Below are 15865 nucleotides of genomic sequence, written 5' to 3'. Positions count from 1 at the left end.
GCTCAGGCCTCCACGCGCGACGTCTGCCGGCCCTCCGCCGTGACGATGCGGGCCGACAGCGTGACGAGACCCATCAGCGCGGCCAGAAGCCAGAATGCAGTCGGCAATCCGCCAAGGCGTGCGACGAAGCCGACGCCGGCGGGGCCGATCAGGATGCCGGCATAGCCGGCTGTCGTGATTGCGGCGACGGCGAGCCCCGTCGGCATCACCGTTTGCCGCGCCGCCCGGCGGAACAGCACCGGCACGAGATTCGATGCACCGAGGCCGATCAGCAGGAAGCCGCCGATGGCGACCGCCGCTACGGGCGCCATGAGTAGGACTACGAAGCCCGCGATTGCAATGATGCTGCCCCAGAACAATGTCGTGCGATCCCCGATGCGTGCAACGACAGCGTCGCCGCCGAGCCGCCCCGCGGTCATCGCGATCGAGAACACGATGTAGCCGATCCCGCCTTGCGTCTCCGAGACGAGGCCCGCGCCGATGACGAGCAGCGCCCCCCAATCGAGCATCGCGCCCTCGACGAGGAAAGTGATGGCGCCGAGCAGCGCTAGCAGGAGCACGGAGCCATGCGGCAGCACGAAGAGCGGTCCGTCCAGCACCTGCACCGAACGAAGCAGGCGCGGCCAGGCCGCCAGCATCGCGACCAGCATCAGCACGGAGCAGATCAGCGTGCAGGCGAGCGCGCCGAGTTGCAGCGAAAGCAGCGCAGTCATCAAGGCTGATCCCGCGAAGCCGCCGATGCTGAACAGCGCGTGGAAGCCGGACATCAGCGGGCGGCCCGCGTCGCGCTCCACCTCGACCGCGTGGATGTTCATGGCGACGTCGATGGAGCCGAGCGCGGCGCCGAAGGCGAACAGGGCCAGCGCCAGCGTTGCCGGCGAGCTCGCGATCGCCAGCAGGGGCAGCACCAGCGCCAGACCGAGCCCGCCCGCAATGATGATCGGCTTGCTGCCGTAGCGCGCGCTCATGACTCCGGTCAGAAGCATCGCGACGACCGAGCCGATGCCGAGGCTGAGCAGGAGCAATCCAAGAACGCCGTCATCGACGCCGAGCCGCGTCTTTGCGAACGGCACCAGCGGCGCCCAGCACGCGATGCCGAAGCCCGCGACGAGAAAGGCGAGCCGCGTCGCGAGGCGCGTTGCCGGCCGGTCGGCAGAATGCATGGGAACTCCGGGGAAGCAGTGGCGGGGCGATCGACAAGCCCTGAGATTGCCGCGCCTTTATGTCCGAGGCATGCTCGAATTGTCGCAGACTGTGCTCAACAACGGCGCGACGTCAACCTAGGTTCCGAAGCGTGTTGCGTTCGGGACGATATTCGTAAGCGCGCCGCCGGATTCGCGAGCGCGCCGCCGGGCCCGGCCGTCGGGCAAAACACCGGGTCATTCCGAGCTGCGCCGGTGTCAAGCCGCGCTTGCAAGAATATTCCACTTTACCGAAATTCGGAAATGGCGTATGTGTCGCCCATCCCGGCTCACCAAGAGGGGCGATCTTGTGTCGTCACGTGTCATGTGTCGCGAGCCGGGCTTGCGGTGGACGCGACAGCGTCGGGCGCGAGAGGTTAAGGGCAGGGCGGATTGCTCTCCGTGAGCCCAGAACTTCGTGCCGGATGAGCGGCGCTGTCAGGTTCGTCTCGTCTGTAAGTTTCCGGCTCCGTCGACAGGGCTGGAAAAACTGCGGCGAAATGGCGGGCCGTGCGTACGGCAAAACCGTGTGGTCCTTTCCGCAAGCGCTGTTTTCGGCCGGTTAAAAGCGGTGAAAGTACCTGAAACTAAAGGTATATTTCGGTTTTAGTCGCACTAACGAAAGGCCCGCCCGAACCTGCCGGGCCCTATCAGGCCCTAGTTTCACATCCTGCCGTTGGGCGCGAGTTGGAGTTCGGGAAGCTTAAGCCGCTCGAACGGCCTGAGGATCGCGGCGCGCCCCATGCGGTGGCCCTGCGATCCGCGCGCGCTGTACGGCCTTCCCGGGCCTGCGCTGCGGCCCGGTTGCCGTGGTTGGCCCGAATGAACGGACTACTTTTTCTGCTCGGTGGTGGTTGTAGTGGTCGGGGTGCCGTCGCGCGCGTCCCGTCGCTCGTCGCGTCCTGTGCGCCGGTCTTGACGCCGTTCTGTGCGTCCGGTCCGGCGTTCCTGGCGCCTTTCTGTTCGCCCGCTTCGCCGCTCCTGACGGCGCTCTGTCCCAGACATCGGCGCGTCTGCGGGCGGCGTCGTGGGCGTGGCGGGCGCCGTGGTGGTCTGAGCTTCCGCCTCTGACACCGCCAAAATTGCGGGCGAGGCCATAAGCCCAAACACGGCCGCGTATCCAAGGAAAGTGAGTGCGTTGCGACGACAGACCTGTTTCGGCTCCGAACGTTCACTCATCGTCAGGCTCCCGGTTGCTGTTGCCCCAGAGCATGGCACCTGAGGTCGAGAGCCGGCGCTTGATCTAGATCAAATAGGCGCAGTTGCACCCGGCAGCGTGCCAACGTCGTCAAAGATTACTTTTTGGTCGGCCCGCTGCTCTCATTTACTTCGTCAGCTTCAAGCCACGCTGGAATTTCCGGCGACGGGATTGACGTTCTCGGCAGGTGGGGGATCATGGTCCCCGCGGTGACGACCAATCCCTCGTTGAATTTGGTTCGCGCAAAATCCTTCGCTTCTGCTTCGGTTTCAAACGTCTTGGTTAAGCGCGGATGTCGCCGTCTTAACAGCGTGCCATCCGGCGGCACTTCAAAAGTGACGTACCAAGTGTGTTTCATGCCGTGATGCCGCCCCCGGTATCGGTCGCCTGCGCCCGCGCCGGGGGCGATAAAAAAGCCGCCACCGGGACGAAGCGGTGACGGCTTCTTTCTCGCTCGTGACCGCGAAACAAGTCTTTACCGCCCCGCCCCAACGCGATTGACGCCGCCATTTGCATTGCCACCGGCGTTATGACGGACCGCAGCGCGCGCCACCGGACGAGGCCTCAGCACGACGCCTGCCCGGGCAACGCAACCCACTGGATATTCAACGTACTGGCAGTACACGACCGCCTGGGCTGGCGCTGGATTGAGCGTGACACCTGCAAGCCCCAACAGGGCGCTAGCAGCAATCCCGGCAACAGTCGCTGACTTGATCGAAAGACGCTTCTCCGGATGCATGTTGGACCTCCCTCTTCGCGCTTGCGTCACTGAAAGGTGACGGGAGCCGCCTCAGGTGCGGCTGAACATGGCATGAGCGCTAAAGGATCGCTGACGTTGACCTAGATCAACGGAGGGTCTGTGCGCTGTTGCCCCTCCCGGTGTCCGCCCTATGGCCCGGCGCTGGCGGCGCGCTGTACGGCCTTCTGCCGGGCCTTGGCGGTGCCGTAGGCCGCCTGTCGCCGTTGCGGTGACGTGCTGCCGCGCTCGACGGGTGATGAGGCGACGCCGCGCTAAGGGTTCTCCTCGCTGTGTTCTTCGAGCAGCTTCCGGGTAGCCTTGATGCGGGCGGAGACGTTCTGAAGCGTTGCGTCCGAACTGATACCTTGCGAATGCAGGAGCATCCACAGGGCTTCGGCAAGGATGACTTGATTTTCTAAAATGGCGCGTTGGATTTTATCCATCATCATCCATGCTCCGTTGGTTGCCGTCCGCTGTCGGTCGCCTGTCCGCGCCGTGATGCTGGCGCGGTCGAGCGCGCGGCTTCGATCAAGTTGCAGATTTTGCGCTTTTGTCCCAAGAACAGAACTGCGCTTGCGTTGCGCGGCGGCTGGCGATGGTGACGCGGTGGCGCTGCCGGTGCGAGCCGCTGCCGGTGGGCACTGAGGGCGTTACGCCCGCTTCGCCGTCTTGGAAGCTTCGATCATCGCAAGCTCAACATGATCGGCAAGGCTGGTCAGATGCAGGGCCAACATATCGAACATTTCCCGCTTGGTCGGGACAGTGGCAAGATCGCGGATTAGCGCGGCCTCAGCAGCATCCTTCCGAAGCTTTTCAAGAGCCGCTTGATAATCCCTCATGGAGTTGCTTTGGGCGGCCGCTGGGCGGTTGACCCTAAGCTTTCGTTCAGCCAGTCCGCCGTATCGGCCCCGGACGCCTTGCGGAGCAGTTTGTCTTTTTCTGCCCCGGGGGGAAGAAGCGCCGCAACTTCGCGCGCCGTCTTGGCGAATGACGCAAGACGATCTTGCAGCGGCACTTGTTGCTTGAAACGACGCCGTTTCATGGCGCGCTCCTTTCTTCAAGAGGAAGGCGGGAAGCGCAACCGGCGTTCACATCACCGATAAGAGCCTATGACCGGGCGGTGATGCAGGACCAACACTCTTCGAGCAAGTCTGTTCCGGGCCCGCTCAGTCAAAGAGGACCGGGGCCATGACCAATCGGTCGTCAGGGTCCTGTGGAGGGCGCGAGTTCCTGCGGGGACCGCGCGACGGCCCCGCGCAAGCGTGTTTGCAATCGCGCAATCCCGGCTTTATTTATGCGAATTGGTACACAAATTCCGTGTGCGCCGATTGGCCATAAGCAGGCCGCAAACTGCGAATGTTTAATGCCCGCTTCAGCCGGGCGATCTCAACTGATCGACGCAACACTTTATCTTAGAGGAAAAGATGGAGTGTTGGATGGAACGGAGATTTCATAGAGGTTTCACTGCGGCAGAAAAGACGGAGTTATGGGACCGGTGGAAGCGCGGGGAGTCACTGAAGGCGATCGGGCGAGCTTTTGGTAAGCAGTCATCGTCGATCTATTTTCTAGTTGCTCCGCATGGAGGGTTTCGTCCTGCGGAGCGGCGTCGCTCCAGGCTGGCATTGACGCTTGCGGAACGCGAGGTGATTTCCAGAGGCGTTACGGCACATCAATCGGCCCGGTCGATCGCCAAATTACTTGGCCGCTCCCCATCGACGGTGAGCCGGGAAATGAGCCGCAATGGCGGCTATGACCGCTACCGGGCGACACTTGCGGACGAGAATGCCTGGGCACGATCCCGTCGTCCAAAATGTTGTAAGCTGGCGACCAATCCGCGGCTTCGGCAGGCAGTGGCAAGGAAGCTCAGATTAGATTGGTCACCCGAGCAGATAGCCGGTTGGCTGAAGAGAACGTATCCTGAAGACGAGTGTAATCAGGTGTCACACGAGACCATCTACCGCAGCCTGTTTGTCCAAGCGCGTGGCGTGCTCAAGAAAGAGCTGCTTAGTCATCTTCGATCGAGGCGTTCGATGCGCCGCTCTAGGCCGGTTGATCCGAATGGCGATAGACGGGGACACATGAAGGATGCCGTCTCAATCCGTCAGCGACCGGCTGCGGTTGAAGATAGGGCTGTGCCTGGCCATTGGGAGGGCGATCTGTTGTCCGGGCCGAACAACACCTACATCGCGACCTTGGTCGAGCGTCAAACGCGTTACGTGATGTTGGCCAGGGTGGCAGGCAAGGACACCCGGACTGTAGTCAACGCGCTCATCAAGCAGGCGAAGAAGCTACCTAAAGAGCTGTATAAGTCCCTGACCTGGGACCGGGGCAAGGAACTGACGGATCATCGGCGCTTTACGATGGCGACCAACATCGATGTCTATTTTTGCGACCCGCAAAGCCCGTGGCAGCGCGGGTCGAACGAGAATACCAATGGCCTGCTCAGACAGTACTTTCCAAAGGGCACCGACTTGTCGGTGCATTCGCAAGCCCATCTGAACAAAGTGGCTCGTCAGCTAAACGAACGACCACGTGAGACCTTGCAATTTGAAACGCCAGCAGAGAGATTTAATGCCTGTGTTGCGTCGACCGGTTGAGCCGGCCCCGCGTGAGCGGACATTATCAGCCAAATCTGTCGAGTCCGAAAGGGGCCAACAAAAGGAGACGTATTGAAGCACGCGCGGTTATGCGCGCAACAATGAGGCGGTTGCGCAGTTCCAGTGGCCCGTTCAACTCTCGGTCGAGGAGTGGCAATGTGGCCGGCCAAGACTCCGGCCGCGACGCCGCCGTCGGGGCCCACAACCTAGCTGGCGCTTTTTTGAATGGCGGTTGGCAGCGTTTCGGATTTGTGCTTTTTGCAATAGGCGACAACTTTTTCGGAATTCTTTTGCAGGCGGTCGTAGTCCAAAACATTATTATTTGCAGCCGCGTTATAGTAGCCGCTCATGAAATACCTTACGAAATCTCGGTCTGCTGAACCGTATCCTAGCCAATTTCCGCAAGTGATCTTGTTCATGTCCAGCTTGATCTGAGCCGCGGCTGGCGCTGATGCCGCGCCTATCAAAATCACAGAAACGACAAGAGCCCTGCATTTCATAGCGATCCTCCAAAGTCCCGAGCCGTCAATTTTTGCCTACCGATTGTTGCAAACCATACATAACGCTTTCCGCCGGATGGTATTGGCACCATGCCTTTACGTTGGCGATATTTTGTTGATGCAAAGCAAGGTCCACAAAGGTCCTGTTGTTCTGATAACTGAACCAACCGCTCATCCAGGCAGAAAACTTATCTGACTGTGACTGCGGCATAGCAAGATATTGGCTACATATGATCTTGCCCATATCAATGGTTACCTGCGCATTCGCAACGATTGGAATTAAAGAGACAGCAAACGTCAGACTGATCAATCTACATCTCATCGAGGTTGTCCTTGATGCTGATCTACAGGGATCTGGAGAGGGCTGCCACTACAAGGACGCAAGAAAACGAAGTCTCGCGCCGCTCATGTTGATCTAAATCAACAGAAGTCCGCTTGGGGTCATTCGCGTCGTTTTGACCCTGCGCTGACTACTTCCGGTTTCCATCCAACACCGGACATATCGTTGCACTAGGTCGCGGTCACTTGCCCTGCTGCTTGATCGCCCACAGCCGATAGGCTTCGGCCTCGTAGGCGTCCCGCTCTGTCGGCGGCGGGATCAGCTTCGCGCCTTCGCTGCGGAAGTGATCGAGGCCGCGCCCGAGCGCCTTGCGAAGATCTCGGCGCGCGCGCCAAGCTTACAGCCCATCGTGTGCCTCATCGCCGCTCCGCCGTCGCCGCTCTTTGCGCCTGCCACGTTCGGATTGAACGGAGTTGCGCGAGGTCGTCCGGGTCCTGTGAGGCGTGTAGAAAACGCGGGGACCGCGCGACGCCGGGAGGTCTGGATATTTGCTGCGAGAAAAACCGTTGTTGCAGTTGCAGGCGAAGGCGAACGTCCGCCTTGGCCTGACAGCGACGAACTTTCGCTCCGTATGAAAATGACGCTGGGCCCAAGAGGAGACATTTCGAGGCGACCGATTGGTTGCTATATTCGGGCTTTGTACTTCACCGTGACTACGATTAGTCCCGTAGGAGTGCTAACCCTTTTAGGGGAGACAACAATGGGCGATTTGAATTCGGTGATTATCCGCAAGGCCTACGAAGACTTTGCGATAGGAAGCATCCCCTCGGTTTTCGCGGTTTTCGACGCCGGCATCACATGGCACGTTCCCGGTCATAGTCCCCTATCAGGCGACTATACCGGTCACGATCAGGTCGGAGGCTTCTTTCAACGCACGATGGAGCTTTCGGGAGGCGCGTTCAGCATGGATGTGCACAATGTGCTGGCTGAAGACGATCTCGTTGTCGCCTTGGTTACCGTGAACGCAGAACGAAACGGGCTGTCCGCGTCGTTTCCGGAGATCCACGTCTGGCAGATGAAGAACGGAAAGGCGACCGACTTCCGCGAGTATCAAGGCGATGAGCAGCGGGAGGACCAATTCTGGTCTTGAGACGCCGTCATTTCCTCAAGCGATAGACGGCACAATGAGGGCGACGCTAAGATCGACGATCCTTCAAAAGCGGCGCGGCGCAACAGGAATGGCTGATGTCCGAGACCGTCACCGTTGATTGCCCTCATCGCCAAAGGGCTACGACCGTCAGCGCGTCGGGCCAATGACGCTGCACCTCGATTGCAGCCGGGCCTACATCGGCAAGGCGGCAAGGTGACGGCTTCCCGCTAGATCAGAGCCGCGTGGCTTACTTGCGATACCTGCGGCGGGAGCGGCGGCAATCGTCGCGCAGTGAAGCCGATGCTGCGCACGTCGCGGCAATGAAAGCGTGTTTTCGAGAACGCTGCAATCTCCTCATGCTGTTGCCGAAAGGCAACTGATTTATTGTTCTTCGTTGAACTGTTCCATTTTGCGTTTACGCCGCAACAAACAGTTCTAGATTTGCGGTCTCCGGGCTGGGGCGTGTTTTACAACAGCGAATTTTCGAACCCGGAGGCTTTTCGAAATGATTTTGGAATTTCTCGCAATTCTTTCTCTCGTTCAGTTCGCCAACATGATTTCGCGACTGATCGGTCGGCGGCATGACGTACTCTCCTACGTTTCAAGATCAGGTCCTCACCGGTAAGCGTGGCTAAAGCGTCACAAAAGCGAAAGCGGGATGGCCGCTCCGCCCGTGGCACAGTCTGGCTCTGATCGTCTGCTACTTGAAGAGTTTGAGCTGCCTTGTGTCGAGGGGCCTCCTTGAGGGGCGCGGTGGTGGCGTGAGTGTTCTGGTCGTCTCTCGAATGAGCTACTCGCTCGTTCTGGTAGAACCCAAGGGGACATATCCCCAGCTTCCGGACTGAGGCTCAAGCCACCAATGCTGACCTGCATTTGAATACCGACGCAATTCGAGATCGGTCAGTTGCAGAAGCCGCCATGGTAAGATCGCTCGTCACTTCCCGCTCACTGGGACCAATCCATATAGAGCGTGATGCCGATCATGATCAGCGAGCCGATCGCGACCGCCACCGGGCAGATAAACGGCAACTCCTCCAGAACGCCGACAACGACCGCCCGAACGCGGAGACTTCTCTTCATGTGCGCAAAGCGCGAGCCTGCCGCACCCATCGGACATCCCCGTTTGGCCCCCAGCAGCAGCGGTCTCACTCTTCAGCATCAAGTGATCTTCGGCTATCGCCCATTCGGATGTATCCGTGAGTGAAGGTGAAGGAACTCTTGCTAGTCCGTTGGTGACGTGTGTTGCCGAGGCGGGCTCAGGAGGGAATGAGCGAGCAGATTGCGCCCGTTGACCAGCCACGCAGGTTTGATTGAACATCGCGCACACCGTGGCCGTTGATGGCATCCCTGATGGTACGCCGTTCGAACGACTGGGAATATCGCACCATGTGGAACTGGATGATGCTAGGGCTAGAAAGCAATCGCGTGATCGGACTTCGGATCGCGAAGCTGATGCGCGGCGGCAAAGCGGCTCAACGAGAAGCCCAGCGCATGGTGAGTGAAAAGGTCTTGGCGGCGGCGAAGGCCGGTACAAGCCTGATGGCTGGCGCATCTGGAAACAAGATTGTTGAGCAGTATCGAAGAAAGGTGGCGGCAAACGCCAAACGGCTCAGCAGCAAACGGATACGGCGCAGACGAAAATGACGCGGGCCTCTCGGACACTTGCTCTGCTGCTTGATCGCCCACAGCCGGTAGACTTCGTCCTCGTAAGGATCGTCGCGGTCGGTGGCGGGATCAACCTCGCGCCTTCCTTGCGGAAGTGTTCGAGACCGCGGCCCAGCTTCTCCCGGCGAGTGTGTGTTGATCGTTGGCCCGGTCGGGATCGTCGGCGCGTAGTCCTCAAGCAAGGATCGAAGCCGATGGCGGCAGCGAAGTGGTAGCCCGCGCGGGACTTCGGCGCGCACGCCATCATGCGGATCGCGATGCCCCACCATCAGGCGGGCTTCGCCGATCGATAGCGCTCCCTCGACTTGCGCCAATGCCGTCGCGACGAAGGGGGCGACGTGCGGCGCGGGCAATGGTTGTCAATCGGCCTGTAAATATGGCTCTGACTCACTTTTGATGCAGTTCGAGGGATGTCTGGCGCTTTGATTTGGGGGAGAATCAGCGCCATGCAGCAGGCACTCCAGCGCTCCAGTCTGGTGCCGAGTGGATTTGTTGTAGAGAGTGCGTACTACGAAGGTGATAAGGCTGTTATTGCGGTCCGGGCGTCGGGAAGCATTGGTCTGTGCCCATCTTGCGGAACGGTTTCCCGACGCGTCCATAGCCGATACCGGCGTCGTGTGACTGATCTTCCCCTTTCGGGGCGGATCGTACAGCTTCTGGTGATTGCTCGTCGCTTCCGTTGCGGCGCCGTCCTATGCGGGCGCCAAATCTTCACCGAGCGCTTCGCCGAAGGGGTGCTGGCACCGTCGGCGCGACGCACGGCAAGGCTGGACTCTATCGTCCATCACCTCGGTCTGGCACTTGGCGGTCGACCGGCAGCAGGCTTCGCAAAACGGCTAATGCTGCCGGTGAGCAAGGATACGCTCCTTCGCGTGGTCCGACGCCGTAGCCGTCCGCCAGCTGATCCGCTCAGGGTTATCGGCATTGATGATTGGGCCTGGCGGCGCAACCACAGATACGCCAGCATCATCTGCAACCTGGAGCGGCGCCGAGTAGTCACCCTGCTCCCGGATCGGGAGCCCGCAACTGCCCAAGCCTGGCTCGCTGCTCATCCCACGATCGCGATCGTTGCCCGTGACCGTGGTGGGGGATATGGCGAAGCGACAGCAAGAGCCTTACCGCATGCGGTACAGGTTGCAGATCGTTGGCATCTGATGGAGAACGCCAGTCGGGCCTTCCTCGATGCCGTTCGCAAATCGATGCGCCAGATACGCACAGTGATCGGCGCGACCACGATTGATCCCAAGCTGCTAACAGCCGCAGAGCGGATCCAGTATGAGGGTTATCTGCGCCGCGAGGAGACCAATGCGGCTATCCTGGCTCTGTCGAAGAATGGCATACCTATCAAGCAGATCGTGCGTCAGACTGGTCACAGCAGGCAGCTGGTACGGCAGGCGATTCGCGGCGAACGACACGATGTCTTCCGGACCCGGCAAAGTTCGTTGGACTTACACTTGCCGTGGCTCGACGATCAGTGGGCGTCCGGCTGCCGAAACGGGGCTGAACTTTGGCGTCGTTTAACGGCGCGTGGCTTCAGAGGCTCGCTCCGCGTCATCAGCGAGTGGGCGACCCGCAGACGAAGGGCTGAAAAGCCCGACGCACGAAACCTTCAGCGGATTCCATCGGCCAGAACGATCGCGCGCCTCATGACAATCGGCGGAGATCTGCTCACGAAAGCAGAGACCGTCACGGTCGCGGCAATCGAAGCTGGCGTACCATCCTTGGTCGAGGCTCGCGAGATCATCGCCGAATTCCACTTGATGATCCGACGCAGAGCCGAAGCAGGGCTCACGCCGTGGATCGACCGCGCCCGCGCCAGTCTCGTGACTTCCTTCGCCAGCGGCGTCACGAAGGATGAAGCGGCGGTTCGGGCGGCAATCACTTCGCCCTGGTCCAACGGACAGACTGAAGGTCAGATCACCCGCCTCAAGCTCGTGAGAAGGCAGATGTACGGTCGCGGGAAAATCGATCTCCTTCAGGCCAGGCTAATCGGTGCAGAATAATCGGAGCTGCACCAAAATTGCGTCAGAGCCTAAATATTGCAGGCCGAATGACAGCGGAGGTCAAGAATCTTGCACCAGATTTGCGGTCGAACAATTCCAGCGGGTTGCGCAGCGGCATCGTATGTCGGTGGGTTGCGCCGCCGCATCAATGCGTTACAACGATGAAATCCGTGTCTTTTCCCGTCTCGTGGCTAAATCCGTCGTCGGAAATAATCAATGAAGAGGCCGGCGTCAGAAGTTTAGAGATCCTCTCAACGGTATCCCGCGGTATTTCGATGCGGTTGAGGACAGCGTTGGCTTTATCGGGAGACGGTACCGATAGGGCGGTTTGCTTCACGGGCGCTTCGCGTTCTTTTGTGGCATCCTCGATGCGAGGAAATTCGTCCGGAATCGACACGACGGTCCAGCGAATAGCCGCTCCCTCGCTCTGGAATTCCATTGCAGTAAACACGTGCGTTCCAAGGGGCTCCTCCGGATTTTCGATCTTGACCGCAACATCAAACAACGGCGAGAAGCCCTGACGCACGAAGAGCTTGCTCAACTTACGACTCACGAAGACGGAGATCGGGGCCATCTTTCTGGGTGTGCCTTCAGCGGCAGCCGAGTTTGGAACCTGGAGACTAGTGGCTTCTGGAGTCTCGGTCTTGGACACCGGTGATCCATGCGTTGCCGCGGCTGTGCTAACGCTCTTACCCACGACTGTGGCAGCCTGAAATTCCGGCGAACCGGACACTGCTTTCGGCTTAAAGAGGTGCGGACTGGTTATCTCGACCGGCTGGACATCGTGGTGCGCAATGATCACGCGCGTGCCGCGCTTCGTGAGATGCCAGAGTCGAATGGCAAAGTCATTTTTCAAACGGATGCAGCCGTGTGACGCCGGATGCCCAGGCACGACACCGGCATGCAACGCAATCCCTGACCAGGTGATGCGCTGCATGTAGGGCATGGGGGCAGAGCTATAAATATTTGAGCGGTGCCATCGTTGTTTGCTGATCACGCTGAATACGCCCAGGGGTGTAGGATGCCCCTGAGTTCCCGTGGACACCGTCGAGCGTGCGATCAATGCCCCGTTGTCAAAAAGCGAGACCCGTTGGTCAGCGATCGAGATGATGATCTGGAGCGGGCCCTTCGGAGGGGCCTCAGGCCGAGCGTTCTTCGCAGATCCAGAGTTTGTCTGCCGGTGATAGTGCTTGTGTTTGAACGGAGCGTAGTGGCCTGGCCAGAACCTGTCCTGCGGCCAAAACGGAAACTGAGCGTGTGCGATCCCTGTAGAGAGCATGAAAGCGGCGAAAGCTATTATTGGAGTCTGCCTCCTCATTCAGTGCCTCATGCAGTGAAGTTGCATGCGAGGTCCAACGCAAGAAGCGTGGCGTTACCGACCATAGCCTCGTCTTCAAATCTGGTCGCAGTGGGTCGAAAATTGGACCAATTCCAATGACGGGGCCAATCTGCCGGAAGAAGACAATCGGCAATAGCCGTCGCGCTGATCGCCGGGCCGATCAATGTACGGTGTGAGGGCCGTTGCGACGGACGCTTTGATCTTGGGCAATGGGTTCGGTTCGCTCAGATGATCCCATAAATCGTCAACGACAGACCGCTCGAAGGGACGGCATCCCCGACTACGGCCACTCAAGCGCACCTGTTGGTCCGACATTCACCATGACCGGCTCGCCGCGAACTAGCCGCATGCGTCGCATGGGTCCGAAACTTCCCAACACGCTTACGTCGCAGAACAATTGCTTGCCGCCGGCGCGTTGCATGCGGGCAACACTTCGTGGAAAAGATGATGAACCGCGGTTTGCGCCATTGCGCGGCCATGTCTCGACCCGAAAATTCACCCGTCGCGTGCTTGGCTGTGCAGCATTGCTCGGGTGGGGCCTTTGGAAGCGACGGGATGATGAACCCGCGGCGATTTACGGCAGTGGTGCCGACGTTTTGCGGAACGGTCGTTCTCGCGGGGGGGATCGTTGGCTGGCTGGCTGGCTTCGGTTCGGCCGGCACCGAGAACATCGGCGCAGTGCCAATCGAGGATCGCGCAGCATCGCTCGCCGCCAACGCCAGGCTCGCGGATGAACCGCAGGCAATCGCAATGGACAACGCCGTTGTCGCTAACACCGTTGTCGCGAACGCTGCTGTGGCTGGCGCCGAAGTGGCGACGGCCGCCGAACCCGCGGCGGGGACGGCCACCGACACGACGGCGGCTTCGGATAAGCCGGAATCGATCGTCGTGGCTGCGTTGCCCGATCCGTCGCAGATGCTGTCGGCCGATTTACCGCCCGTGCAGGAATCGGTGGACTTGGGCCACCATGATGTCGCCCAACCGGGGCCGACAACGCGCAATGCCTCCAACTCGGCGCCGGTGACGCAGGATTTTCGCTATCTCATCTATTACGTCTGGTCCGAACTGCCTCCTGCCGAGAAACCGGCGGAGATCGTCTTAAAGTCACTCAAGGACATCCCGGTCGGAACGCCGGTCGAGGAGATCAAGCGCGCTTCCGACGCTTTCGGTCTGGACTTCCATTTCATGAAAGCGGTTGCCAAGATCGAGTCCGGTTTCGACCCCAAGCAGCGCACGGGGTCGTATATCGGCCTGTTTCAACTGAGCAAGTACGAGTTCAACAAATTCGGCTCCGGGCAGATTCTTGATCCCCGCGACAATGCCATTGCGGCAGCTTACAAGGTCATTACCGAAGGCATTCTGTTCGAGTGGGTGACGCAGAAGAAGCCGACCTTGAGTGATCTTTACTTGATCCATCAACAAGGCTGGGAAGGCGCCGCCGAGCACATCAGCCAACCCGATCGCATCGCTTGGAAATCCATGTGTGCCACCAGCGAAGGGAGGGAGAAACGCGAAAAATGGTGCAAACGCGCGATCTGGCGGAATACCCTTCCGGCCGTCAAAGCCGAGTGGAAATCGGTGGATAAGCTGACATCGGGGGCGTTCGTCGGAATGTGGCGCGAGCGGGTTGCGCATTTCCAATCGAAATACATGGCTACCGCCGACGCCGAACGGGCGAACCAGTAGATTTCCGTTGAGTGGTTGGTAGGAGTTGCCGCACGCGCGGGCCGAGCGGGGGCCTCACCGCCGCCGCGAGACGTGGTGTCGCTCAGTGGTCGCGCAGGACGCGCTTTACGTTTTCAACGACTCGCTCGGACCATTCCTACTGCGCGCTAACGAGGTGATCGATCAGATGCCGATGTCTGGTTGTGGCCCGGTCCATGCGTAGACCGCCGGCCTTGGCCGTGATGCTACACATCAGCTCGTCGGTGTGCAGACTGCCTTTCATCAGCATCTCGCCGTGGGCAGCGTGGATCAGTTCGACGGCCTTAGCGGCGGCCGCCTCGCTGTGCGGCGCATCGACGATTTCGATTCTCGCGATGTCGAGCCCGTGAGTGTCGGCCGTGTCTCTGATCTTTCCCTCCGGACCCACCAGGATCGGTCGGATGATGCCCGCGCTGGCGCTGTCGAGGACGCCGCAGCGCAGGGAGGTCTCGTCGCAGGGGTGCACCACGACGGTCTGAACGGGATCGATCGAGCGGGCGCTGCGATCAGAGTATCGTACTTGCTCGGAGTGCTCGTGTGGGCGTTTGCGGTAGCCTGGTCGACGGACTCATCGCTGGCGTTTCATTCACGCCTTTCAGGGCTACTGGGCGGTTTTTGACCTCAAGGGCCTAGTTGAATCCGCAGTGGGCCGGATAGGCTTGAACCATTACCACCTTATACCGTGAGATTTACGGACAACTCTCACGACGACCCAGGCAAAAACGTACCTGAGCCTAAGCCATGCGCAGAGGAGGCCCGGCGGTTCGCGCAGCAATATGCCGACGTTGGGAAGTTACGAGGTCGCTCGAATTGAGGAAGTCTCTGCCCCGCAGACCCTCGCCTGAATCCTTGTCCTCCTCATTGCATGATCGAATGAAGTTCGCTGCCGGCGGCACAATACCCATTCAGGGTGCACAGTGGTTCGTCGCCAATATGTTAACGCCTCGCGCGGAACGGCTGGGTTAGACCAGCATCTGATCAACTACGAGCGCAGGAAAACCGCAGCGTCTAGATAGCAAGGAGGAAATATCGCCTTAAGCCTCGCGCCGCGCAGGAAGATTGTGTGACGAGACAAACCACCACGCGTTGCGATCCAATTCCGAACCGGAGCCGGGTACATTGAATACATTATTCGTGTGGCTTCTGGATTTGTAATTTGGCGTCCGCCAGCCCCCAGGTCCCAGGCTGCGTGGAAGGCAAGATTTGCCCTTTCAGTTACGCAGATTCTTTCCGAAGGGATCTTAGCTAGGACGATCGTACAGGCCGAGGCGCAGAGGCCATCGATGATCACAGTCTGGCCCGTGTTCTTCAAGTTTTCGTACCGATCGAAGTAACGTTGGATCAACCCACCCCGATCGTTGATAATCCTCACCACGGCATCGCTTGGGCCCGCGTATCCCAGTGAAAATGCTGTAGCGAGCAATGCCGTCAGGAATTTCATGTTTGTGCCTCTCAACATTGCATTTACCCCGGTACTACGTTCGAATGTGTTGCGGCAGGAACGACGTC

General features: G+C 59.7%; 16 protein-coding genes and 1 pseudogene. 5 read left to right on the top strand and 12 right to left on the bottom strand.

Annotated features, from left to right (window positions below; genetic code table 11):
• Nucleotides 1-2 precede the first annotated feature (2 nt).
• From AB7245_RS32720 to AB7245_RS32695, 6 genes are all read right to left on the bottom strand, one after another.
• The gene (locus AB7245_RS32720; RefSeq protein WP_063981886.1) at nt 3-1163 is read right to left on the bottom strand and encodes an MFS transporter; all 1161 of its coding nucleotides are present in this window, start codon (nt 1161-1163) and stop codon (nt 3-5) included.
• Between the two features lie 1313 nt (nt 1164-2476).
• The gene (locus AB7245_RS32715) at nt 2477-2737 is read right to left on the bottom strand and encodes a hypothetical protein (protein WP_084795022.1); all 261 of its coding nucleotides are present in this window, start codon (nt 2735-2737) and stop codon (nt 2477-2479) included.
• 117 nt (nt 2738-2854) lie between these two features.
• Nucleotides 2855-3118, bottom strand: coding sequence for a hypothetical protein (locus AB7245_RS32710; protein WP_080586857.1), 264 nt, complete (start codon nt 3116-3118; stop codon nt 2855-2857).
• A 272-nt stretch (nt 3119-3390) separates the two neighbouring features.
• Complete coding sequence (locus AB7245_RS32705) at nt 3391-3567, bottom strand: hypothetical protein (RefSeq protein WP_166086818.1); 177 nt, start codon at nt 3565-3567, stop codon at nt 3391-3393.
• A 201-nt stretch (nt 3568-3768) separates the two neighbouring features.
• Nucleotides 3769-3957: a hypothetical protein gene (locus tag AB7245_RS32700; RefSeq protein WP_084795023.1), complete on the bottom strand. Its 189-nt coding sequence runs from the start codon at nt 3955-3957 to the stop codon at nt 3769-3771.
• Nucleotides 3954-4160, bottom strand: a complete 207-nt coding sequence (locus tag AB7245_RS32695) for a hypothetical protein (RefSeq protein ID WP_084795024.1) — start codon at nt 4158-4160, stop codon at nt 3954-3956. The genes AB7245_RS32700 and AB7245_RS32695 overlap by 4 nt, the downstream gene beginning before the upstream one ends.
• 394 nt (nt 4161-4554) lie before the next feature.
• Between AB7245_RS32695 and AB7245_RS32690 the strand changes: the two genes are divergently transcribed.
• A complete protein-coding gene (locus AB7245_RS32690) occupies nt 4555-5715 on the top strand; it encodes an IS30 family transposase (RefSeq protein ID WP_231142770.1) in 1161 nt (386 codons plus the stop codon).
• A gap of 206 nt (nt 5716-5921) precedes the next feature.
• Here AB7245_RS32690 and AB7245_RS32685 read toward each other — a convergent pair whose 3' ends face one another.
• Both AB7245_RS32685 and AB7245_RS32680 read right to left on the bottom strand, forming a co-directional pair.
• On the bottom strand, nt 5922-6215 hold the full coding sequence (locus AB7245_RS32685) for an HdeA/HdeB family chaperone (protein WP_084795025.1): 294 nt from the start codon (nt 6213-6215) through the stop codon (nt 5922-5924).
• Nucleotides 6216-6240: 25 nt separating this feature from the next.
• Nucleotides 6241-6525 (bottom strand): HdeA/HdeB family chaperone, encoded by a 285-nt coding sequence (locus tag AB7245_RS32680; protein ID WP_223153946.1) that lies wholly within the window; start codon nt 6523-6525, stop codon nt 6241-6243.
• A 730-nt stretch (nt 6526-7255) separates the two neighbouring features.
• Between AB7245_RS32680 and AB7245_RS32675 the strand changes: the two genes are divergently transcribed.
• Complete coding sequence (locus AB7245_RS32675; RefSeq protein WP_157790253.1) at nt 7256-7645, top strand: nuclear transport factor 2 family protein; 390 nt, start codon at nt 7256-7258, stop codon at nt 7643-7645.
• A gap of 945 nt (nt 7646-8590) precedes the next feature.
• Here AB7245_RS32675 and AB7245_RS32670 read toward each other — a convergent pair.
• A complete protein-coding gene (locus tag AB7245_RS32670) occupies nt 8591-8725 on the bottom strand; it encodes a hypothetical protein (protein WP_256376473.1) in 135 nt (44 codons plus the stop codon).
• Nucleotides 8726-9031: 306 nt separating this feature from the next.
• Between AB7245_RS32670 and AB7245_RS32665 the strand changes: the two genes are divergently transcribed.
• Together AB7245_RS32665 and AB7245_RS32660 are read left to right on the top strand one after the other, a co-directional pair.
• On the top strand, nt 9032-9289 hold the full coding sequence (locus AB7245_RS32665) for a hypothetical protein (RefSeq protein ID WP_028154361.1): 258 nt from the start codon (nt 9032-9034) through the stop codon (nt 9287-9289).
• A 467-nt stretch (nt 9290-9756) separates the two neighbouring features.
• Nucleotides 9757-11313, top strand: a complete 1557-nt coding sequence (locus tag AB7245_RS32660) for an ISL3 family transposase (RefSeq protein WP_135217323.1) — start codon at nt 9757-9759, stop codon at nt 11311-11313.
• A 145-nt stretch (nt 11314-11458) separates the two neighbouring features.
• On the opposite strand, the gene AB7245_RS32655 is transcribed toward AB7245_RS32660, so the two are convergent.
• Complete coding sequence (locus tag AB7245_RS32655; RefSeq protein WP_244623523.1) at nt 11459-12592, bottom strand: L,D-transpeptidase; 1134 nt, start codon at nt 12590-12592, stop codon at nt 11459-11461.
• A 504-nt stretch (nt 12593-13096) separates the two neighbouring features.
• On the opposite strand from AB7245_RS32655, the gene AB7245_RS32650 reads away from it, so the two are divergent.
• On the top strand, nt 13097-14338 hold the full coding sequence (locus tag AB7245_RS32650; protein ID WP_245328642.1) for a transglycosylase: 1242 nt from the start codon (nt 13097-13099) through the stop codon (nt 14336-14338).
• 187 nt (nt 14339-14525) lie between these two features.
• Here AB7245_RS32650 and AB7245_RS32645 read toward each other — a convergent pair.
• Both AB7245_RS32645 and AB7245_RS32640 read right to left on the bottom strand, forming a co-directional pair.
• Nucleotides 14526-14866, bottom strand: a pseudogene (locus tag AB7245_RS32645) (phosphate acetyltransferase); the annotation flags it as partial.
• Nucleotides 14867-15338: 472 nt separating this feature from the next.
• Complete coding sequence (locus AB7245_RS32640; RefSeq protein WP_084795345.1) at nt 15339-15797, bottom strand: hypothetical protein; 459 nt, start codon at nt 15795-15797, stop codon at nt 15339-15341.
• Between the last annotated feature and the right edge of the window lie 68 nt (nt 15798-15865).

It is taken from the genome of Bradyrhizobium sp. 604_D8_N2_3, from assembly GCF_051810765.1.
Taxonomy (GTDB): Bacteria; Pseudomonadota; Alphaproteobacteria; order Rhizobiales; family Xanthobacteraceae; genus Bradyrhizobium; species Bradyrhizobium barranii.
This window is presented reverse-complemented; position numbering and strand designations above follow the sequence as displayed.